The organism is Desulfamplus magnetovallimortis, from assembly GCF_900170035.1.
Lineage (GTDB): Bacteria > Desulfobacterota > Desulfobacteria > Desulfobacterales > Desulfobacteraceae > Desulfamplus > Desulfamplus magnetovallimortis.
Map to the genome: position 1 here is coordinate 159,941 of NZ_LT828546.1, position 22,024 is coordinate 181,964.

21 protein-coding genes are annotated in these 22,024 nt (G+C 40.6%); 4 read left to right on the forward strand and 17 right to left on the reverse strand.

Features of this window, described 5'->3' with window-relative positions; all coding sequences use genetic code 11:
• Positions 1–77 precede the first annotated feature (77 nt).
• The 7 genes from MTBBW1_RS13630 to MTBBW1_RS13655 form a co-directional block, all read right to left on the reverse strand.
• A complete protein-coding gene (locus MTBBW1_RS13630; RefSeq protein WP_080804322.1) occupies positions 78–4,331 on the reverse strand; it encodes a LamG-like jellyroll fold domain-containing protein in 4,254 nt (1,417 codons plus the stop codon).
• A gap of 135 nt (positions 4,332–4,466) precedes the next feature.
• Positions 4,467–4,604 (reverse strand): hypothetical protein, encoded by a 138-nt coding sequence (locus MTBBW1_RS28395; protein ID WP_186441292.1) that lies wholly within the window; start codon positions 4,602–4,604, stop codon positions 4,467–4,469.
• Positions 4,591–4,776, reverse strand: coding sequence for a hypothetical protein (locus MTBBW1_RS13635; RefSeq protein ID WP_080804323.1), 186 nt, complete (start codon positions 4,774–4,776; stop codon positions 4,591–4,593). The genes MTBBW1_RS28395 and MTBBW1_RS13635 overlap by 14 nt, the downstream gene beginning before the upstream one ends.
• Before the next feature lie 582 nt (positions 4,777–5,358).
• Positions 5,359–5,997 carry a PqiC family protein gene (locus MTBBW1_RS13640; RefSeq protein ID WP_080804324.1) on the reverse strand — a complete coding sequence of 213 codons (639 nt, stop codon included), beginning with the start codon at positions 5,995–5,997 and terminating at the stop codon, positions 5,359–5,361.
• Positions 5,998–6,093: 96 nt separating this feature from the next.
• Entirely contained in the window at positions 6,094–7,236 is a 1,143-nt protein-coding gene (locus MTBBW1_RS13645; RefSeq protein WP_186441294.1) for an MlaD family protein, read from the reverse strand.
• A 153-nt stretch (positions 7,237–7,389) separates the two neighbouring features.
• A complete protein-coding gene (locus MTBBW1_RS13650; RefSeq protein WP_094078554.1) occupies positions 7,390–8,331 on the reverse strand; it encodes an ABC transporter ATP-binding protein in 942 nt (313 codons plus the stop codon).
• 3 nt (positions 8,332–8,334) lie between these two features.
• Entirely contained in the window at positions 8,335–9,471 is a 1,137-nt protein-coding gene (locus tag MTBBW1_RS13655) for an MlaE family ABC transporter permease (protein WP_080804326.1), read from the reverse strand.
• 365 nt (positions 9,472–9,836) lie between these two features.
• Here MTBBW1_RS13655 and MTBBW1_RS28400 point away from each other — a divergent pair, with 365 nt between their 5' ends.
• From MTBBW1_RS28400 to MTBBW1_RS13680, 4 genes are all read left to right on the forward strand, one after another.
• Entirely contained in the window at positions 9,837–11,852 is a 2,016-nt protein-coding gene (locus MTBBW1_RS28400) for a DUF6909 family protein (RefSeq protein ID WP_186441295.1), read from the forward strand.
• 62 nt (positions 11,853–11,914) lie between these two features.
• Positions 11,915–14,032, forward strand: a complete 2,118-nt coding sequence (gene pta / locus MTBBW1_RS13670) for a phosphate acetyltransferase (RefSeq protein ID WP_080804328.1) — start codon at positions 11,915–11,917, stop codon at positions 14,030–14,032.
• A gap of 275 nt (positions 14,033–14,307) precedes the next feature.
• Positions 14,308–14,532 carry a DUF2281 domain-containing protein gene (locus MTBBW1_RS13675; protein ID WP_139786767.1) on the forward strand — a complete coding sequence of 75 codons (225 nt, stop codon included), beginning with the start codon at positions 14,308–14,310 and terminating at the stop codon, positions 14,530–14,532.
• Positions 14,517–14,849, forward strand: coding sequence for a type II toxin-antitoxin system PemK/MazF family toxin (locus MTBBW1_RS13680; RefSeq protein ID WP_080804330.1), 333 nt, complete (start codon positions 14,517–14,519; stop codon positions 14,847–14,849). Before MTBBW1_RS13675 ends, MTBBW1_RS13680 begins: the two co-directional genes overlap by 16 nt.
• Positions 14,850–14,906: 57 nt before the next feature.
• Here MTBBW1_RS13680 and rsmI read toward each other — a convergent pair whose 3' ends face one another.
• From rsmI to ffh, 10 genes are all read right to left on the reverse strand, one after another.
• Positions 14,907–15,782: a 16S rRNA (cytidine(1402)-2'-O)-methyltransferase gene (gene rsmI / locus MTBBW1_RS13685; protein WP_080804331.1), complete on the reverse strand. Its 876-nt coding sequence runs from the start codon at positions 15,780–15,782 to the stop codon at positions 14,907–14,909.
• A gap of 42 nt (positions 15,783–15,824) precedes the next feature.
• Positions 15,825–16,244, reverse strand: a complete 420-nt coding sequence (locus MTBBW1_RS13690) for a YraN family protein (RefSeq protein ID WP_245809378.1) — start codon at positions 16,242–16,244, stop codon at positions 15,825–15,827.
• A 375-nt stretch (positions 16,245–16,619) separates the two neighbouring features.
• Positions 16,620–17,234 carry a ribonuclease HII gene (locus tag MTBBW1_RS13695; protein ID WP_080804413.1) on the reverse strand — a complete coding sequence of 205 codons (615 nt, stop codon included), beginning with the start codon at positions 17,232–17,234 and terminating at the stop codon, positions 16,620–16,622.
• Positions 17,235–17,531: 297 nt separating this feature from the next.
• Positions 17,532–17,879 carry a 50S ribosomal protein L19 gene (gene rplS, locus MTBBW1_RS13700; RefSeq protein ID WP_080804332.1) on the reverse strand — a complete coding sequence of 116 codons (348 nt, stop codon included), beginning with the start codon at positions 17,877–17,879 and terminating at the stop codon, positions 17,532–17,534.
• A 178-nt stretch (positions 17,880–18,057) separates the two neighbouring features.
• A complete protein-coding gene (locus MTBBW1_RS13705; RefSeq protein ID WP_080804333.1) occupies positions 18,058–18,624 on the reverse strand; it encodes an RNA methyltransferase in 567 nt (188 codons plus the stop codon).
• Positions 18,617–19,381, reverse strand: coding sequence for a tRNA (guanosine(37)-N1)-methyltransferase TrmD (gene trmD, locus MTBBW1_RS13710; protein ID WP_080804334.1), 765 nt, complete (start codon positions 19,379–19,381; stop codon positions 18,617–18,619). The genes MTBBW1_RS13705 and trmD overlap by 8 nt, the downstream gene beginning before the upstream one ends.
• Entirely contained in the window at positions 19,378–19,989 is a 612-nt protein-coding gene (gene rimM / locus MTBBW1_RS13715; protein ID WP_186441297.1) for a ribosome maturation factor RimM, read from the reverse strand. Before rimM ends, trmD begins: the two co-directional genes overlap by 4 nt.
• Before the next feature lie 50 nt (positions 19,990–20,039).
• Positions 20,040–20,270 carry a KH domain-containing protein gene (locus tag MTBBW1_RS13720; RefSeq protein WP_080804336.1) on the reverse strand — a complete coding sequence of 77 codons (231 nt, stop codon included), beginning with the start codon at positions 20,268–20,270 and terminating at the stop codon, positions 20,040–20,042.
• 125 nt (positions 20,271–20,395) lie between these two features.
• A complete protein-coding gene (gene rpsP, locus MTBBW1_RS13725) occupies positions 20,396–20,650 on the reverse strand; it encodes a 30S ribosomal protein S16 (protein ID WP_080804337.1) in 255 nt (84 codons plus the stop codon).
• Between the two features lie 16 nt (positions 20,651–20,666).
• The gene (gene ffh / locus MTBBW1_RS13730) at positions 20,667–21,992 is read right to left on the reverse strand and encodes a signal recognition particle protein (RefSeq protein WP_080804338.1); all 1,326 of its coding nucleotides are present in this window, start codon (positions 21,990–21,992) and stop codon (positions 20,667–20,669) included.
• Positions 21,993–22,024: the final 32 nt, after the last annotated feature.

Here is a 22,024-nt window from a genome sequence, read left to right on the forward strand (position 1 = left end):
GATTTTGAGGTTATCAAATGCTTTTCACTTCAGTTTGGGTATATTATTTGTGATGAGGTCCCTTACCTGTTTTTATCTTATTGTGATTTAAAAAATGCCATCACTTTGCACGGCCCGGTAATGGCTCCAGTGGTGTATGAATTTCCGTCACGAGTTCCATTGCATCCAAGGACATAGTTTATCATATATCCTGAATCGGGTGTCACCGTAAAAGTTGCAACGTCGCCATGGCTGATGTTTTGGTTTCCTGCTGGGGAAATAGTTCCATTTGCAGTGGCAAGAGCAGTTACTGTGTAGGTTTGTGGGGTAAAGGTTGCGTTAAGTGTGCAGTCGCCTGTAATAGATCCGGTGGTATAGGTATTCCCTGACCATGTTCCGGCAGGACAGCCGCCGGTGAAATTGTTAAACTGGTAGCCCCAGTCAGGTATTATGGTGAAGGTTGTTGTGTCATTATAATTAACGCTTCTGCTGCCGGGGCTTATGGTGCCTCCTGTATCAGCCGTCCCTGTTACTGTGTAGCTGTTCAGGGTAAATGTTGCAGTTACGGTGCAGTCTTCTGTTATGTTGCCGGTGGTGTAGGTTGTGGCCGTTGTTAGGGGACCTGTGACGGTGGTGCCGTTGCAACCTGTAATAGTTGATATACTGGAACTCGCTGATGGAGTGATTGTCAATGTTGTTGTATTGCCATCACTCACGGTTGTAGTTGCAGGGGATACTGTACCTCCACCTGACCAGTATCGTGCTGTACCAGTAACAATATATTCTGCCGGAAGATCAAATATAGGAACTACAGTCTCTGTAGAATTTACAGTTAAGGTGTAAGGATTGTCTGTGGAGAGTGGAGTACCTAAGTCATCTTCCCATCTTACAAACTCGTAACCGGCATCAGGTGTAGCGGTTAAAATGATATTTGTTCCAGAAGCATATAGTTCACCAAATGGACTTCCTCCAGAGACAGAGCCATTTGCATCGGCATTGACTTTGAGCATGTAAACATTATCGACAACCTTTGAAACTGCACCACGAACATTAAAGATTGTACGATCATCTCCAAATTGATCTGTTGTAACGACATGGCTGCTTGCTCCTGTCCCGCTTAGATCAACCCAGGCAGGTGTCCCTGCATCTTTATCGTAATACCCAATTATAACCGAAGCACTGTTGGAGCTGTCATAACCTGTATCTGTACCTTCAAAATTTTCGTTGGTATAACCATTACTGCTATAATTACTACTTAGCAAAGCACTGCCAGTTTGGAGTGTTACTGCACTATTAGCTCTATTTGAAACACTGCTTACTTCAGGAAAAAATGGCTGAAAAACTTTAGCTGTACCTATTTGAATGTTGTCATTGTTGATTATAAAATCATAAATTCCTCCGGAAAAAAGATAGTTGTCAGAGCCATCAGCAGAACCACCATAGGTGATGTTGTGTGAATTAACATCATGCCCTGTTATGACTCCATGGAAAACATTATAATAGGAGTTGATTGTTCCGTTAGAATTATATTTTGTTACATCATCCAAAGAAAAACCAGATGGATTATCAACTGAACCGGCACTTTTTCTATAGTTATAGGCAAATAGAGAGTTAATAACAGTTGCTGAACCGCCATTAACTCCTATAGCTCCACCATTGTAATCACCATAGGCAACATTACCTGCAAATGTGCTGTTAATTACCCAGAGAGTACCTTGATAGTTATTTATTCCACCACCGATCTCCTTGCCGTTATTATTATAAATTGTAGAGTTATTAATATAAAGTGTTCCTTGATTCTCCCCTGCTCCTCCTCCACCTGTTGCTGAAAAAGCACGGTTTTGAGAAATAAAACAATTTTCAATAAACATGGTTGCACCATTATTATTAACAAAACCGCCGCCATATTGGGCTATATTTCGCATAATTCCACAATCATATACATATGTTGTGCCCGAATTATTAATAGCACCACCTTTAACGTTACCACTACCATTGTTTATCAGACAGCTTTCAACTCTCAATGTGGCACCTGTGCCAACATTTATGCCTCCTCCAGAGGCATGGCCACCTTTAATAGTCATGTTTTTTATAACTGCATTTACACCTGCACCGCTTATGGAAAAGACACCAAAAGTTGATGGAGAATCATTTACATCACCAGAATCTGTAAGGCCGGGAGTTGGAACTGAAAGCGTATTGTCGTTTCCATCAAAAGTTAAATCTTTGGTGCAACTTATCGTTGAAGTGACTGTAATATCAGCGGTAATGCTAATGGTATCGCCGGAAGATGAGTTGGTTACTGCGTCAGCAAGTTCAGCATATGTCGAAACAGAGTGAGTTGAAGATTCAATTTCACGATAAACAACATATAAACCTGCACCAAAAGTTAGAGAAGTTGTTTCATCACTGTTGTAATGGACAAGGGAAATGTTATAGTTGGGAAGGCCGGTAATGCCTGTGCTTCCACTTACGCTGCCTGTGTAAAGTATTGCAGATCCCCCTAAACCCGGAGTTACCGTACCGCCGGTGACAATAATATTACCACCTGTGCTTGTTCCGGCAGAATCTGCCTTGCCACCATTCAATTTGATTGATGAGGTTGAAGTATCTTGTGAAGTGATTGCACCTGTAAGGGTTAAATCTCCTGCTGAAACCATACCCGAGGCAATATCAATAGCACCATTAACATTAACGCTACCTATTGTTAAACTATTTTTATCTACTAAAGTAACTATATCCCCGGAGCTTACAGATACAGCACCTGTAAAATCATTATTTGTGTTATCCAAAGTAATGGCTTTATTAGAAGGTGCTGATAATGTAGTGGTTCCGCCTGAAATTAATGTTAAATTGCTGCCTGAGATGGCACCAGATGTAGAGATTAGGCTTACATTTCCAGAACCTGTTGAATTAACGATGCTTCCAGAAGCTGTGTTGATGCCAGAGCCTGTACCTGAAGATTCAGCATCACATGTAATTGTAATCTCTCCATTGACGGATTCTATTGAACCTGTTGATTCAATAAAAACACCATCTGAATTACCATCACCTTCTCCATTTGTTGTAATTGTTCCAGTATTATTAGTGAAAACACTATTGTTGATTTGAACCCCGCGTGACCATGCACTGGTATAGCCTTGCCTCAAACCTGTGAGACTTATATTCCCTCCACCTGCATCAATTGCTCCATCAAGTTGAATACCACGACAAGTATCACCTGAACACCCATAGGTTTTGCTGTTTACAGGGTTACTATATGTGCCACATGAATTATTAACTCCCTCAATAGTTACATTGCCTCCATTAGTTGTAATACTTCTTGTTGAATAAAGACGAAATTGACCAATACGTTCATTATTGAGGGGTATCGTTGCTTTACCAGCTAATGCATAAAAATGAAGTTTATTTGTAGTTGAACTGATGGATGCATCCACATTAATTCTGTAATCTGCAACTAAAGTTAATGTGACTTCATAATCTGATGTATGTTGAATGTCATTTGAAACAGTAAGTGTTCCCTGTTCTGGTTGACCTCCCTTTCCTGTATTTATTATAACGCTTTTTCCTGCATTGAATTCTGTAACAATATCAGAAATATTAACTGTAGCTCCCGTACCAATTGGTGTCCATACCCTGGGATTAACACCAGACCAGACTCCGTTGTTGTTGGCACTTGATATAATAACATCATAAGTGGTGTTATGGATTTCCCATGTAGCACCTCCATAAATTGTTCCTGTATTGCCATTACTGCTATCATCAGTTAAAGAAGCTCCGCTGCCATCACTCATTTTGTAGGAAGCTAAAAGATTTGAGTCTGTATCAATTTCTTTGTACATATTGGCTTTAATTTCTTCTTCGGAACGAGCTATATTCCAAATACGAAAATCGTCAATCTTACCGTTAAAATAATTCGAAGTCTCACCAGTTCTCCTTCCAATATGAATAATACTATCTGTTTTTGTATAAACTTTTGTTAATGAATTTTGTAGCACCCCATCTTTATAAATTTTAAAAGATGTCCCATCATATAATCCTGCAATATGATGCCATTGATTGTATTCAATATCAAAATATATCTCTGAACCATCTGGGGCTCCGAAAATTGCCATTGGCGAATTAATATTTGTAAAAAAATACCAGTCAGCATCAACTATTCCATTCCAATTTGATTGTGCACCATCATACATCATCCAGAATTCAACAGTAAAAGTGTTAGTAACCAAATTTGGATATGGAATCTCTACATAATCATCTGTTCCATCAAAATTTAAGGCATAGTTTTCAGCATATGCAGTGTTGACAATTCCAAACAAAACAATAGATAAATAAAGTATTTTTTTTATCATGATTCAGAAACTCCTTATTCGCTAATAATGAATCTAAAATAATTCACTGATATTCCCCCTCTATAGATATGGAGATGGGGAAGAGTGGAAGGAAGGTAATGGGGAAGTTATTTCGTCCTTAGAAAGTAGAAGTAATCAATCCAATTTTTTTATCTCTTCAATTGACAATCCTGTAAATTCAAAAATTTTATCAATGGATTCCCCTTTTTTAAGCATTTGGCTTGGGGCAATTTTCAACCCCTTTTCAATTCCTATCTTTTCACCTTTTTTCAATCCCTATCTTTTTACCCTCTTCAATACCATCCATTTTTGCTGTCGAGATCATATCTCTCTCACGAACAAGATTTACTACATAACGTTCATAATCAGCCTTTTCAGATTTGCTCATATGGATATAGGATAGCTTATCTTTTGCTTTATCAATATTTTTTGGACTTAAAATCATCCCTTAACTGTTCATTTTTATAATGTATATCCATTCATATATACTCAAAATCGACACCTATGATCTTGTAAGCCTTGTCAACACTGTCTGAATCAGGATTCCCAAGATTAACAGGATAAGGCAGGATTATCTATCCTGAGCATCCTGGTTATCCTGGTTCAGACAACTGCAATAACTTCTAAAAAAGCAATAAGATGTCGATTTTGAGTATATATCGCTTCATAATTAGCTTGCTGATATTTTTAAAATCTTCACCAAGGCTTAAATTTTCTGATTATAACGGATTTTTTTGGGGGAGTAATTATCTCAACAAAAGGATTGGTTTTTTTTGGAGTTTTTCTATACAATCCTATGTAACAAATAATTATTTATATTGCTATGTTATCGCCACCTAAATAGTAATTTAAACTCAAAACCAAGAGAAACAAAAACACGAATAAATGTAATTATTTCAGCATATTATACCCCACTAATCCATTATAACCAGCATTTATTTTATCTAAAGTCTGTGTCTCAAACAGCTCGAGGAGATTGAGCAGTACTTTTGCTTTCTCTTATCTTTTGTTATTAATTTCCAGATTACTACAGAGCATCCACAATAATTTTAGTTAACTTCCCAAGTGCTCTGCTCTGGGCGGCAACATAATTATCAAATCCGCCGCCTGTAACAGCTTCTTTCAAATTAACATGTCCATTTTTCAATAGTTTCCTGGTATTACCCTGCAAAATCTCCCATCTTGCCACAAGCGATACCGCATCACCTGGAATTCCATCAAGTTGAAGAATCTCTATTATGATCTGATAATCAGTTTCCACATAACTTTTCCAGGGATACTTATAAATGGTGTCAACTCCAAGAATTTGCCTGAAATTTTCCGTCAGAACTTCAGGAATATCTTCTCCAGGGTTACCTGCCCATTGATGGAAATCCTCGACATTTATCTCATTGGGGCCAAGTCGCACCACAAGTTGTGAGCGATCAAGATACTTTGCAATCCTGACAGGGCCTATACCAAGAGTAATACTTTCATGTTGATCCACTGTATATTTTTCAGGCTGATTTACAATATCCTTTTCAGATTGATCTACAGCATCTTTTGATGATGATAGTATTGGCCCGTCAAAGTTCCCCGGGGTCAGTATATAAAATTTTGAAGGCTGACTTGTTATACAGCCCGATGCAATAACCATTACTATTAGAGAGAAGAAAAAATTGCGCAAGTTTAACTCCTTTTTACTGTTTTCCCTGAATCAATGCTTCTAATGACGTTCAACTCACTGTTTTCCCTGAATCAATGCTTCTGAATGACGTTCTATTTACTGTTTGCCCTGAATAAAAGCCTCTGGATGACGTTCAATATACTCTGCAAGCATCCTTACCGATCTTGCAGCATCCGATATTTCGGCAAGAGTAGTGTTAAGATTGTAAAGCAATGCTGAATCGCTGTCAGTGATGCGATCAATACCTTTGAGCATTTCAGTTGCCTGATCTGACGCCTTTTGAGCTGATATCATTGTATTACGGGCTGATTTAAGGACATCCTGCAAGCCACTTGATACAGGCGCCACCTCCTGATGGATGCCTGCAAGCAGATTTTGGGCACTGACAACTGTTTCATCAACTCCTGCCCCCATACTATTAACCTTGCTTAGGGCAACAGCAACAAGATTCTGAATATCGGCAATGGCTTTTTTCAAAGATAGACTTAAATCAACAACCTCTTTATCGGCTGTGCTTATGAATTTTTTTGCATCACTCACAGTTGAAACAAGGTTTGAAGAGAGATCCGGCAGTTCATTGTCCATATGAGCTGCAAGGCCATTAATACTGTTCAAAGCTGCTGTCATGGCAACAAGAAGTTCATTGATGGATTCTGAATTGAGAAAGGTATCAACATTGGATATTATGGAAAACACCTTGTTGAAAATCTCCTCTATTGGAGCCTGTTTCAACTTGCTTGTCAACTCCTCAATATCTGACTGAGTTGTGGGTATCTCAAGATAAGAAGATTCAAGGCCGGAAAATCTCGGCGTGGTATCAGGCTCAAAATCAAGGGCAACCAGAAGCTGACCTGTAACCAGGCTCTGCATCTCAAGTTTTGCCCTCAACCCCTGTTTTATAAGTGCATCAAGAGTCTCTTCAATTGTCTGATTTCCACTGGAATCGCCCTGCATCACAACGCAATCCTTGTTTATTTCAATAAGCACAGGAATGGAAAAAGGGTGATCAACTGAAGCGGCATTTATCCTTATATCCTTAACAGCACCAATTTTGACTCCCCGAAGCACCACAGGTGACCCAACATTAAGCCCCTTTACTGAGCCGCTGAAATGAAGAACAAAAACATTTTTTTCAGCAAAAAGCGCTCCGGAGCCAAACACAACAATGCCAACAACCACAAGAGCAATAGCACCGAGTACAAAAGCCCCAACCATGAATTTACCGGAATTTTTATCCATAAGAGAAACACAGCTCCCATCAAAGAAGATGCCCCTGTAAAAAGTCAAAAATTCCATAAACGCTATTAATGAATTCAGCATATTACAGCCTGGAGAATTCTAAAATCGGACTTTTTTACGAGACCATCAAAGATACAACTACAATATATTATTCTATACCTTCTGCCTGCCCTCACCCCGTGTCAAAAATTTAACTACCCTTTCATCATCTGAAGTTTCAAGAAGATCCACAGGATTTCCTGAAGCAATCATGGTTTTTGTCACAGGGTCAAGGAAAACAGAATTGGTACCAATGTTAAAAATACTTGCAAGCTCATGGGTTACAACCACAATTGTCGCCCCAAGGCTCTCACGCAACTCCAGGATAAGATCGTCAAGCAGGCGGGCACTTACAGGATCAAGACCTGCCGAAGGTTCATCAAAAAAGAGGATTTCAGGATCAAGCGCAAGTGCCCTGGCAAGACCTGCCCTTTTGCGCATCCCCCCGCTTATCTGGGATGGATAGTAATCCTCAAATCCAGCAAGTCCCACTAAAGCAAGTTTAAGTGATGCAAGCTCCCTAATGCTTGATTTACCCAAGTTTGTGTACTCTTCCAAGGGAAGCGAAATGTTTTCAGCAAGGGTCATTGAACTCCACAAGGCTCCGCTCTGGTAAAGAATTCCCATATTTTTCATCAGAAGACGGCGATTATCAGGGGAAGTATCCCAAAAACTAACAGACTCACCTTTTTTACCATCTGCTTTCTGACTTTGTCCGGCACCTGCATTCTGAGTCTTTCCGGCACCTGCATTCTGAATCTTTCCGGCACCTGCATTCTGAGTCTTTCCGGCACCTGCATCATGACTCTGTCCCCACCCTGCTTCCTTGTTATGTCCGGCAACACTGTAGAGGATTCTCCCCAATGATGGCTTCTGCAAACCCACAAGATGGCGCAATAGGGTACTTTTTCCGCATCCGCTGCCGCCCATTATAATAAAAATATCTCCCTGATTCACAATAAAATCAAGATTTTGCTGAATTATTGAAGAGCCATATGCCATTGTAAGGTTTTCAACTATAATACAGTGGCGATGTATTGCCATAGATGTTTCCATAAATTAAATCCCCAACACATTACAAAGAAGAGTAATTGTGGCAGTTGCAACTACAATGGCCACAATCCCTGTCACCACAGCAGAGGTTGCAGCCTCTCCAACAGCAGATGCGCTCCTTTTGCACTGCATTCCCCTCATACACCCTGCAATTGCAACAAGGATGCCAAACACAAAACTCTGAAAAAGACCAATCCAGAAGCTGTTAAGAGATACTGATGCCTTTGTCATGTTGTAATACTCCATGACATTGAGATCCAGCATGAAAATACCAACAGCCATGCCTCCCATAATACCCATCAAATCAGCATAAAGGCATAAAAGCGGCATTAAAAGAGAAAGTGCAAGAATCCTTGGCATAACAAGGAACTCCATGGGAGAGATTCCCAATGTTTTAAGGGCATCAATCTCTTCGTTCACCTCCATTGTACCAAGTTGAGCTGCAAAGGCAGCACCTGTCCTGCCTGCCATTATTACACCTGCCATCACCGCACCCATGACTCTTATCATTGCAATCCCCACAAGACTTGCAACATAGATTTGTGCTCCAAACATAACAAGCTGAACCGCTCCGACAAATGCCAGAATCAGTCCAACAAGGGCACTTATAAGAGATACAATGGGAAGAGCATCAGCGCTGCACTCCTTTATTACAGGGAAAATCACAGACCCACGTATTTTATATCTTCCTGAAATCAACCTTAAAAATGCCCAAAATGCATCACCTGTAAATGCAATAATATCACTTGAGGCATTAGCAAAATCAATAACCTTCCCACCAAAAACAGTGATAAAAGATGGTTTACGGGCAGCTTCTATGCTGCCCCGACGCTCGGGCACGGCATGTGCAAGTGCAAGAAGCCGCCTGACACCACCGGGCAGGGAATCATCAATCCACTCAATACTTTTTTTTGAGCAATAGCTGTGAATATCATTTATTAATGCCAGAAAAGTGCTGTCCCAGCGCTGCAACCCATCTGTTTTAAAGATTATGTATTTCAAATCTTTGATGGAGTGGATTTTTTCCACCAAATCAATTGAGGATGCAGGCGGACTATCCATAATAAAATCCCCAGCCATGACCACAAGCAGGCCGCTTTGGTTTAATTCATTTTTATGCAAATCACAGGAGATTGTGCCCATAAATCACGCCACCTTCAAAAAATTGATATTTGTGCCCATAAATCACGCCACCTTCAAAAAATTGATATTTGTTCCCATAAATCACGCCACCTTCAAAAAATTGCTATTATAGCAGTTTTTATTGTTCCCCAGGAAAGTAAAGCTCCTGGCCAAAATCACCAGCTTTTCTACACCAGGATAAAATCAGCACCCAAAGTACGATTCTTTAAGAGTTACTCCATCACTTACATATCAAAAATTGAAGACTAAAAACAATGAATATGGTATATAAATAAAAAATCAGGATATACCTCATATGAGTTGTTCCTGATGGAGACGTCCAAAAAATGGTATCAGACATCACACCAATAGTGAGGATACAAAAAATGCTTGAATTAACCAGTTCCCAACGGGCAAGGGCGGCAATAAGAGAATTCAAGACAATTACCGATTCTCTTGCCATAAGAGGCTTTTACCGGCCTTCAGGAAAATTTGGAAAGGCACTTGAAAACTGCTTGAAAGAACTCAGCCCTGAAATTTACGGGACCATGAATGACAGTAGGGTAGTTGAACTCAAGGGTCTTGAATATGTTATTGACCGTTTGCCACAGGGAATTGAACAGGCAACCAAAATTATCCTGACAGATGAAGACCAGTTTGAAGAGACTCCGTTCACCGTTATTGAGCCGCTGAAGCGCAGAAGAATATCCTACCGTATCAATAATAATGAACTCTGTTTTATAATATCAAGGGGTATCAGCGAAATCCACGATATCATAACCCACATGACTTTCCTTAATATTGAAGCAAAAAAGATATTCAGGAAGATGCATGATGATTACGGAGAGGTTCGTTCCGAGTGGTTGCAGCTTGAGAAGCTGATTCATCTCAACAGGCCACTTTCCGAAGGAGAGCTTGATTCTGCACTGTGGAACATGAGCATCATACTTGGCCGCCCCTACCATGAAACCCGTGAAACATATGAGTATCTTGAAAAAAACCGCAATGAAAAACAGAGCAACAGCGGACTTTTTTCATTTATATACCATCTGGCAAAACGCATTGAAACTGATTACAAATCAAGGGACGATGCCCTTGTGATCTACTTTACCCCGTCACTCATGAATATCATAGGTCATCAGAAGTATGGAAAGCTCTGGGCATCACGGATTGACAGGGAACTTAAAGATCTTAAACTTGATAAACGTCCCATACACATAATCAGTGCAAACATGCACAGTGTCATTAACCTTATATATGGCTATGCAGCTTTAAATGAAGATGGAAATCGTGTATTTGGTTCTTCTGAGTCACCTTCTACTTCAAATCAGACAAATAGTGCTGATACTTCTGAATCACCTTACAATACAAAACAGACAAATGGCACCAATATATCTGAGTCATCTTCTAAAGCAAAACAGACAAATAGTACTGATGCATCTGAGTTATCTTCTCAATTAAAACAGACAAATGGTGCTGATGCTTCCAAATCATCTTTTAATGCAAACCAGACAAATAACAGTGATACTCCTGAATCATCTTATGCCACACAGCAGATGAACAGAGTTGGTGCAAAAATGGAGCTGTATGCTTTTTTCTCCTTGCTCAGGGACAAAAAAGATACCATTATAGACTTTGCAACAACAAGAGGCCTTTACCTTCTGCCTGATGAATCAGGTGCCAACATAGATTGCCAGATCATTGATACTTCCAAGATTTCATCAATATCCCTGCACCCTGAAATTGCAAAGGAGCTTGATATTGAAGCCATTGATGCCCTTCCGGATCTGGAAAAACCTGTACTGCTTGTAATTGATTATGCATTTGGGGCACAGGCCTTTGAGGTTATGGAGCAATTGCTGAAGCCATTTGAGCAAAATGGAAATGGCAAACTTCAAAAAAATCCCAAAAAGGTTGGCTCAATATCAATAATGGGCAAGGCAGGGATTCTTACGGGTGACAAGGGAGATATCATGCTTGCAACAGCCCATGTTTGTGAAGGTACAACAGATAACTATCTTTTTGAAAATGATCTTCTACCTCAGTTTTTTGACGGGGAGACCAATGTCTATGTGGGGCCAATGGCAACGGTTCTGGGCACCTCCCTTCAGAACAGGGATGTGCTTGAGATGTTCAAATCAGACTGGAATGCAGTTGGTCTTGAAATGGAGGGCGGTCACTATCAGAAAGCAATAAATGCATCCATAATCAAAGGCAACATTCCGGCTGAAACATGCACAAGATATGCATACTACGCATCTGATAACCCCCTTATGACCGGCAATACACTTGCTGCAGGTGCAATGGGACAGGAGGGGATCAAACCAACCTATATGATAACAAAAGTAATTGTTAAAAAAATTCTGAGTAACGTTGTTAAATCAGTAGAAACCAACATATAGCCCCTTCCTGTGACTTGAATCTTGAGAAGAAGGCAAATAAGCAAAGGCATAATTAATCTATCATGGCAAACAATATATACATCAACGCAACAGGCCCAAGAAGCGGAAAAACAGTTATTACCCTTGGCGTTATGGAACTGATGCTGAGAAAGCATAAAAAAGTTGGATTTTTCCGTCCCATTGTAAAAGATAGCGAAGGGGTTGACAAGGATATAGCCCTTATCTCATCCTATTTTGATCTCAAAATACCGGTCAGCTCAATGTACGGATTTACAACCGAAGAGGCTACAGAACTTGCATCCCATGGAAAACAGGGAGAAGTGATCGAAGGAATTATTACAAAATACAACAAGCTGAAGGAGAAGTGCGATTTTGTGGTGTGTGAAGGAACAGACTCTGTAAGTGCTTCATCTGCCTTTGAATTTGACATAAATGCAGAGATAAGTAAAAATCTGTCAAGCTCGGTACTTCTTGTGGCAAGCGGCCAAGACAAAACAATTGATGAAACAACGCAATCTGTTGAAACTGCCTTCTCTTCAATCAAGAGGAGAAAAGGCAAAACCATAGGCATTATTATCACAAGAACCAACGTAACAAATGGACAAAAAATCATAAAGCGCCTTTCAAATGCAAACCTTTCAGGCGATCCGCTCCTTTATGCTGTACCGGAAGATGTATCCCTTGGCCGCCCATCCATAATGGAAATTGTCAAGGAACTGAACGGAAAGGTTCTATGGGGAAAGGAGCATCTAAACCGTCATGTTCACAACTTTAACATTGCAGCCATGCAGCTTAGAAATTTTCTTCCCAGAATTGAGCATGGCTCACTTGTCATAACCCCGGGGGACAGGGCAGATGTGATTGTTGCCTGCATTGCCTCTGTCTCATCAACATCCCGTAAAAACATTGCAGGACTTATGCTCACAGGAGGCCTTGTTCCATCAAAACCTGTGGCAGAGCTTATCAGTGGCTTTCCGGATATCTGCCCTATTATAAGTGTCAAGGAGAACACTTTTCCGGCAGCTACCCGTGTCAATAACATTCAAGCTGGCATCTCTCCATTTGACAAGCGTAAAATCACACGAATTCTTGCAACCTTTGAAAAACATGTGGATACTGCCAAGCTTGCAGACAAGGTTATCAAAACCAAAACCACCATAAAAACCCCGAAAATGTTTGAGCTTGAGCTTATCCAAAAAGCAAGGGCAGACAGGCAGCACATTGTCCTTCCGGAAGGTGATGAAGAGAGGATTCTAAGAGCTGCCGAGATCCTTCTGAGACGTGAAGTTGTGGATATTACGCTTCTTGGAAAGATGGATGTCATACACCGAAAAATCAAGACACTTGGCCTTCGCATGGATAATGTCAATATCATTGAACCTTCAAAATCAGAATTTTTTGATGAATATATCCAAAGCTACTACGCTCTCAGGGAACATAAGGGCATAACCCCCGAATATGCCCATGATATGATGAAAAGCGTCAATGAATATGCCACAATGATGGTCTTTGCAGGTCATGCAGACGGCATGGTATCAGGCTCTGTTAACAGCACCGCCGCCACAATACGGCCGGCACTCCAGATACTTAGGACAAAACCTGACTGCTCCATTGTATCAAGTGCCATGTTCATGTGCCTTGAAGACAGGGTGCTTGTTTATGCAGATTGTGCCATAAATCCTGATCCCAATGCTGAGGAGCTGGCTGAAATTGCAATAAGCTCTGCTCAAACAGCAAAAACCTTTGGAGTTGACCCTGTTGTGGCCATGCTCTCTTATTCCACCGGTTCATCAGGTTCAGGCGAAGATGTAAATAAGGTGAGACGGGCTTCAGAACTTGCCCGTCTGAAAGCGTCAGAGGTAATGCCCGACCTTAAAATCGAAGGCCCCATACAATACGATGCTGCGGTGGATGCCTATGTTGCAAAAACAAAAATGCCAAAAAGTGAAGTTGCAGGTATGGCAACTGTCTTTATTTTTCCTGATCTTAATACTGGTAACAACACATACAAGGCTGTACAGCGATCATCAGGAGCTGTTGCAGTGGGGCCTGTTCTTCAGGGGCTCAGATATCCTGTAAATGACTTAAGTCGCGGCTGCACAGTAACAGATATTGTAAATACGGTTGCGATCACAGCCATACAGGCTTTTGCCCAAAAAGATCTTAAATATGATGATTAATGCATTGTCTTTAGTTTTCCTTAATCCGTGGCACGATTTTTGATATATACTGAAATTATTAAGAAAACTTGATTTTGGCTTTCACCTCGCAGGTGAAGTAACAAATAGATTTTTTTCAATGATTTCAGACCCAATCAAATTTTGTGCCACGGATTAAGGGTTTTGACAATGCATTAATTAGTTTACATTTTTTTTAATGACACATACCCAAAAATAGGCGTTTAATTCTGGAAAGTGTAAAACGGAAAATGAAACATGCCAAAATAGGAGGTAATATGCAATCAATCACAATCCCCCAAATAAATGAAAGGCTTAAAGGGCTTTCAAGCGATAAACTCGCCGTTGTATTTGATTTCATTTCCTACCTGGCGGAAAAGGAATTGAGCGACGTTCTTCTCAATTCCGCTACAAAGGCAATTGAATGCACGTATGCCTCGGAACAAGTGTTAGCCAGAGATTGGAACCGACCGGAAGAGGATGAAGCATGGGCAACTTTGTAAAAGGAGACATCGTGGTGGTTCCTTTTCCATTCTCTGATCTATCCACGAATAAAAAACGCCCAGCTTTGATTGTTGCCACATTGCAGGGCGACGATGTTGTCATGTGTCAAATAACCAGCAAAAATGTAAACGACAATTATTCGATTTCACTTTCAAAAGATGATTTCAAATCCGGGAAGTTGCCAGTTAATAGCAACATTCGACCCAATCGGTTATTCACAGGCGATGCAAATATCATCATCAAACAAGCTGGAAAGTTGAAAAAGGTAAAATTGGACGATGTTGTTGAAAAAATTGTAGAAATCCTGAAAACATGAAATCGATGCTAACACTTCTGTGCAAGCGACCTGCTTGATGCCCATTATCCAGGAATCTCAATTAAAACTATTCCCAAGTTTTACAATACGGCTGTAAATATCCTGTCTGGAAAGCGATAATCTGTTCGATATCTCCTTTGCAAGTTTTGATTTGCTTAAAGATGATATTTCCAGTTCTTTAAGTATATACTGATCAATCTCATCTGAAGACAAGTCATCGCCTTTACAGCTTTCCGCCTCCTGCCATCCAACCATAAGAACGCACTCTCCCTTTATGGTGGTGCGCTCTTCAAGTTCCCCTGCAACTGTAACCAGGGTTCCTCTTACATACTCCTCATGAATTTTGGTTATCTCCCTTGCCACAACAGCAGGGCGGTCACCCAAAATCAATGCAAGTTCCTGCAACAGTGAAATAATGCGCTTTGGTGACTCATAAAAAATAATGGTTGCCTTTATATCTTTTAATGATTCTATCTGGCGAATCCTTGCACCCTTTTTTTTATGAAGAAATCCCACAAAATGAAATGAATCTGTAGAAAGGCCACTGACACTCAGGGCAGCAACCGCAGCACATGGGCCTGGAACAGGAATGACAGAAATATTGGCTGAGACAGCCGCAGCCACAAGCCTGTATCCCGGATCAGATACAGAAGGTGTACCGGCATCAGATACCAGAGCAATGCTCTCACCGCCTGAAAGCCTATCCACAAGTTCCGGAATGCGACCTTCTTCATTGTGCTCATGACATGAGATAAGAGGTTTTCTTATCTGGTAATGATTTAAAAGTTTTCCTGTGTGGCGTGTATCCTCTGCTGCAATCACATCTGCTTCTCTGAGGATTCTAAGTGCCCTTAAAGTAATATCTTCAAGGTTGCCTATGGGGGTTGCAACAATATACAAAATACCTGTGGACTCTACATTAAAGCCATGCATAAAGAATCACCTCGCGAGACGAACTTATACAAAAAATCCGATTTACGATATAGAAGCATCAAATGCATTTGAAATAAGCTCAATATGTAATGGCTCAGCTCCGGAGCTTTTTGGATTGGATTTCAGGTAATTTGAATTGGATTTAAGATAAGTCACTACATCAAACCTTACTCTCTTGCCATCAAGGGCATTTTCCCTGATATACTGCATGGCTCCTGCAATGATCTTTTTTTGTTTGCCACTTCCGACAGCTTCTCGGGGAGACCCATAACGACTTGAAGTTCTTGCCTTTACCTCAACAAAAACAATTGTCTCTTCGTGAATGGCAATAATATCAATTTCTGCAAAACGGGTACGGTAGTTTCTTTCAATAATTTTAAAACCATTACTTTTAAGGAAACGGCAAGCCTCATCTTCAGCATGGGAACCCAGATCAATTTTATATTGTCCATGGTATGACAAAAAGATATTACCTTTTTAAAAATTATTTAGGAATGAGTATAAAATAACATTCCCACTTTAAACTCTACATGTTCCCTGAGTGTTCTTTCAAGGTTTAACTGTCGGGTGGTCTATAATCCCCCTCTCCAGTCATGGTCAATGCTGTTGACTTAAGCCACCACCCAACTCATATGAGATTTGAATCTTCAATGATTTCAGTATCTCTCTTGCCTTTTAATACTTAAGGCAACAGCATTGCCAGTCATGGTGAGGGGATTGGGGTGCAAAGTGACATTAACAACCAACAACTATAACTTAAAGAAACACTGAGTGGACGGTTCAGTATTCTGGAAATGGTAAAGTTATTTAAGAGCCATTCCTTATGAGACTTAAATATCATTTCTCATATTTGACGGATAAAAACTCTTTTACCCCTTTAAAGGTTTTTCTGTGAATCGGAGATGGCCCAATTTTCTCAATTGCTTCTTTATGGACTTTGGTGGGATATCCCTTATGCTTCTTAAAACCATATGCCGGATAAAGAGCATGAGCATCCTCCATGATTCTGTCCCTTGCGACCTTTGCAACAATGGATGCTGCGGCAATTGAGATGCTTTTGGAATCACCTTTTATAATTGCAAGTTGATTAATTGGAGAATCAATTGTGAATTTGCCATCAATCAGGAGGCAATCAGGTGAGACAGCAAGTTTTTCAACTGCCCTTTTCATGGATAAAAGAGATGCTTGAAGAATATTAAGGGTATCAATCTCTTCAACTGAAGCCTCTGCATATGAGGCTGCAAGGGCATGAGTCATTATAATATCGTAATAATGATCTCTTTTAGCAGGAGTCAGTTTTTTGGAATCTGTAATACCAGGACAGATAAAGTCATATGGAAGAATAACAGCTCCTGATACAACAGGGCCTGCAAGAGGTCCTCTTCCAGCCTCATCAACACCTGCAACCAAGGTGAATCCATCGACCCTGCAACTGTTTTCAAATTCCCACATGGACATATTTACACTGTAATGTAGATTTCAAAGATATGATTTTGGAAGGAAGGCAGATCAGTAATCTGCCCGATATGTTGTCATAGAACATCCTTCATATCAACTCAAAATTAATTTACACTTTTCGGAAAATTCTGAACCATGATTAAAGGATTAACACGATTAAAAATCAAGGTAATCCCTTAATCATGAAAATCATGGTTCAAAAAAAGTGTAAAATGGTAAATGAAGCATGCCCTATTTTTTTGCAGAAGCGTCAAAATTTGGGATGCCAAAGCATTATTATTGAAGTATATGTCAGGAGATACGTCTCTCTTTGATTCTTGCAGCCTTTCCACGGAGGTTTCTCAAGTAATAGATTCTTGATCTGCGAACCCGACCATAGGATACAACTTCAATTTTGTCTATGGCTGGTGAATTAAGTGGGAAAATTCTTTCCACTCCTACACCACCTGATATCTTTCTGACAGTAAACCTTGCACTGGCAAGACCTTTGGTCTTTTTGATTACAACCCCCTGGAAAACCTGGATACGCTCCTTGTCTCCCTCTTTAATCTTTGCATGCACCTTGATGGTATCACCGGCTCTGAAATCCGGTATATCAAGACGCATCTGCTCCATTTCCAACTGTTCAATGATATTCATTGTATAATTTCCTCTTAAAAAAATCTATGTATTTTTATATAAAAAGCTTCATAAGCAACTGTTTTAAAAAAAACTTTCAACTCTTCAATTGTGGCGGATATCCGCCATGTACGTTATAATTATTTGCTTCCAAAGGAATCAATTTTCAAAAACTAACTTAAAAACCCAACTTAAAAAACTAACTTTTTAACCACTCACAGGCTATTCTGTCCATTATAATAGATACAGCAGATCTAACAGAAAGATGATTATAGCCTGTCAAGCCTGAAACAGGTTCCATGATATAATCACAGCTTAGCATAAAATCCTGGGTCATCCCCCATGCTGTTCCAAAGGCAATAACATGGGATGCCCTCTCCTTCAGATGCACTGCAACCTCTTTGGCCTTTATAGTATTCTGATAAGCTGAAGCAGTCGTAGCTATTGTTATAACTTCTTCATGGCGCTCTGCCTGGATTTCAGACAGGGCATCATCAAAGGTGGAGACGACTCTTATAAGCTCAAGAGCTTTTTTTCTGAAGGGATTCAGCTCACCTCCTATTCCAGATGTCCAGTGGTCAATCACCTCATGAGCCAGCACCTGCTGATCCATCAGGGGAGTGACCACATAAAAACCTCTTACACCAAATGTCATGGAAGCCCTTGCGATATCATGCATGTCAATTGTAGTCAATGCAGATGCAATTGTACTTCCCTTTTTGTTGCAAACAGGGTAGTGAAGCAGAGCAAGGTAAAGGTTATCCATTCAGAAATTCCATATCAATTTGCTCCATTTCATGATACCATTTTTTCAGAATATCTTTTTCTTCAGATGAAAAAGGTCTCTTATCAAAAAGATCAGGACGTTTCAGCAAAGTCCTTTTAAGAGAAGAACTTTGCCTCCATTTTTCAATCTTTTCATGATTACCGGATAACAACACATCAGGTACAGACATTCCATTATAGACAGAAGGTCTTGTATAGTGTGCATGCTCAAGCCTGTTATTACGGAAGGAATCCAACTCGGCAGATGCATCTCCTCCCAACACACCAGGCACAAGACGTATAACAGCATCCATAATGACCATGGCAGCAAGCTCACCGCCTGTCATAACGTAATCACCAATGGAGAGTTCCTCATCCACACAGGAGAGAAAAACCCTTTCATCAATACCTTCATAACGGCCACAGACAAATACAAAATCCTGAGAAGAAGATGCCATGTCAACGGCTCTTGCCTGGTCAAAAGGAGCTCCCTGGGGAGACATCAGAATAACCCTGGAGTCTGAAGAGAATCTTTTTGCTTCATGGATTGCCGCAAACAGAGGTTCCGGCCTCATAACCATTCCGCATCCTCCACCATATGGCCTGTCATCCACACTATTATGACGATTAAAGGCAAAATCTCTTATGTTTACAGTAGAAGCTTTGACAAGCTCATTTTCAATGGCACGGGCAATCATTCCGTGGGAAAAAAAAGCATCCACCATCTCAGGAAACAGAGTAAGAACCGTAAATTTCATTCCATAAGTCCATCAGGCAGTTCCACCCTCATCTCTCCACGTTCAAGATCAACCTGCTTCACAACATTTTTTATGGCAGGCACAAGAGTCTCCCTGTTATGATCCGCTACAACAAAAACATCATTGCTTCCAGTTTGTATCACATGGTCAATGGTACCGATATATCCAGCTTGAATATCAACAACACTAATGCCAATAAGATCCTGCCAGTAGTATGTATCATCCTCCAGAGAGGGAAGAGCATCCCTTGGGATGAGAAGCTCATCTCCAACAAGGGATTCTGCAATATTTCTGTCAACCCCCTTAAGAAGAAGCAGCAAACCTTTTTTGTTTGGAGCAACCCTTTCAATTTCATACCATTTACCGGCCTTGGAATCATCCCGTGCAGAGTATGCAGATGAGATTGAGATTGCTCCCTTATCTTTTTTAAAAGCATCTTGACGCACTGAAGTGCCTGAAACAGCTTTAATGCCTGATCTTGCAAGCAGAATAGAATTACCCGGCTTAAAGCTCTCCGGAGAATCTGAAAATGAGCGGATTTTCAGATATCCTTTTACTCCGTGAACACCTGTGATTTTCCCAATGGTAAATAAAGAGTTTTCCCCCAATGCATCGCTCCACTTATCAGGATTCCGCTTCAGCACAACAAATCACAGGATTACTCCACTATTTCCAGAACTGTACGTTTCTTAAGCTTTGCCGAGGCAGCGCTGAGAATTGTCCTCATCGCCCTGGCCGATCGACCCTGTTTTCCAATTACTTTCCCCAGATCCTCTTTTGCCACCTTAAGCTCCAGTACCGAAGTTTTGCTTCCTTCCACTTCCGAAACCTCTACCTCATCAGGATTGTCAACCAGCGCCTTTGCAATATACTCGATCAGCTCTTTCATAGATCCTTCTCCTTAACTATTGGGTATTGAGAATATGGGCAATTAACATACAAGGAACATAAGATTAAAACAAAAGCAATCTGCCAGAAAAGAACCAGCAAAAAAACAGGACAGATTTACCAAAGTCAGGCAGGTGTTGCCTTAGCCATTTCCTTTTTAAGGATATTTTTCACAGTAGTTGTAGCCTGGGCACCTACACCAAGCCAGTAGTTTATCCTATCCTCTTTGAGTGTAATGGCTGCCGGTTCCACCATGGGGTTGTATGTTCCAAGATTTTCAAGGAACCTGCCATCCCTTGGTGACTCAGAGTCAGCAGCTACAATCCTATAAAAAGGTCTTTTTTTTGCACCACCTCTTGCCAGTCTTATTTTTACGGACATCTTTTTACTTTCTCCCTTAAAACGGCAGCATGTTCTTTAGTGAACGTAAGCCGCCTTTATTGAACTTTTTCACAACTTTCATTGCCTGTGTATAACTTTTGAGAAGTTTATTTACATCTTGTACTGTTGTACCACTTCCCATTGCAATTCTCTTTTTTCTGCTTCCCTTTATAATTGCATGATCACGTCTCTCCTGTGGTGTCATGGAATTAATAATTGCCTCAATTCGGACAAACTCCCTGTCATCAATATTCATGCCGGCAAGCTGCTTTTTATTTATCCCGGGCAGCATACCGATAAGCTCTTTGATGGAACCCATTTTCCGAACAGAAGATATCTGATCCATGAAATCTTCAAGGGTAAACTGATTTTTCCGAAGTTTTTTTTCAAGCTCTTCAGCTTTTTTTATATCAACAGCTTCCTGGGCTTTTTCAATAAATGAAAGTGTATCACCCATACCCAGAATTCTGGAGGCCATCCTGTCAGGATAAAAAGGCTCCAGCGCAGTTGTTTTTTCACCAACACCAATAAATTTTAACGGCTTGCCTGTGACAGCCTTAATGGAGAGTGCTGCACCGCCACGGGCATCTCCATCCATTTTACTAAGTATCACACCACCAAGATTGAGTCTCTTGTCAAAACTTTCTGCAATATTGACTGCATCCTGTCCTGTCATTGCATCTGCAACAAGCAAAATTTCCGATGGTTTAATACTTTTCTTGATTGCCTCAAGTTCGGCCATAAGCTCTTCATCTATGTGAAGGCGCCCTGCCGTATCTATAAGAAGGGTATCACAACCCTCATTTATTGCACTTCTTACAGCTTCGGTACAGATATCCACCGGCGCCATCTGCGCGGTGGAAGGGAATACCGGAACTCCAATCTGACTTCCAAGTTTCTGAAGCTGCTCAATTGCCGCTGGTCTGTAAACATCCACAGGTACAAGATAGGGTTTTCTTCCATTTTTTCTCAGAAACAGAGCAAGTTTTCCAGCAGTCGTGGTTTTACCAGAGCCCTGAAGCCCCACAAGCATTATAGAAGCAGGTGTGGCACCTCCAAAATTAAGTGCTTCATGTTCGTCACCCATCATGGTGGTGAACTCGTCATATACAATCTTGACAATCTGCTGACCAGGCGTTAAACTATCCATGACATCTTGGCCCAAGGCTCGCTCTTTAATGTCAGAGATAACCTTTTTGGCAACCCTGTAATTTACATCAGCCTCAAGAAGTGCCAAACGCACCTGCTTCAAGCCCTCCTCAATATTCTTCTCTGTCAGGGTACCGCGGCCTTTAAGCTTTTTGAAAACAGCATTCAGTTTATCACTCAGGTTGTCAAACATAAAACAGCTTTATACCTCATCTCAAGTCTTCA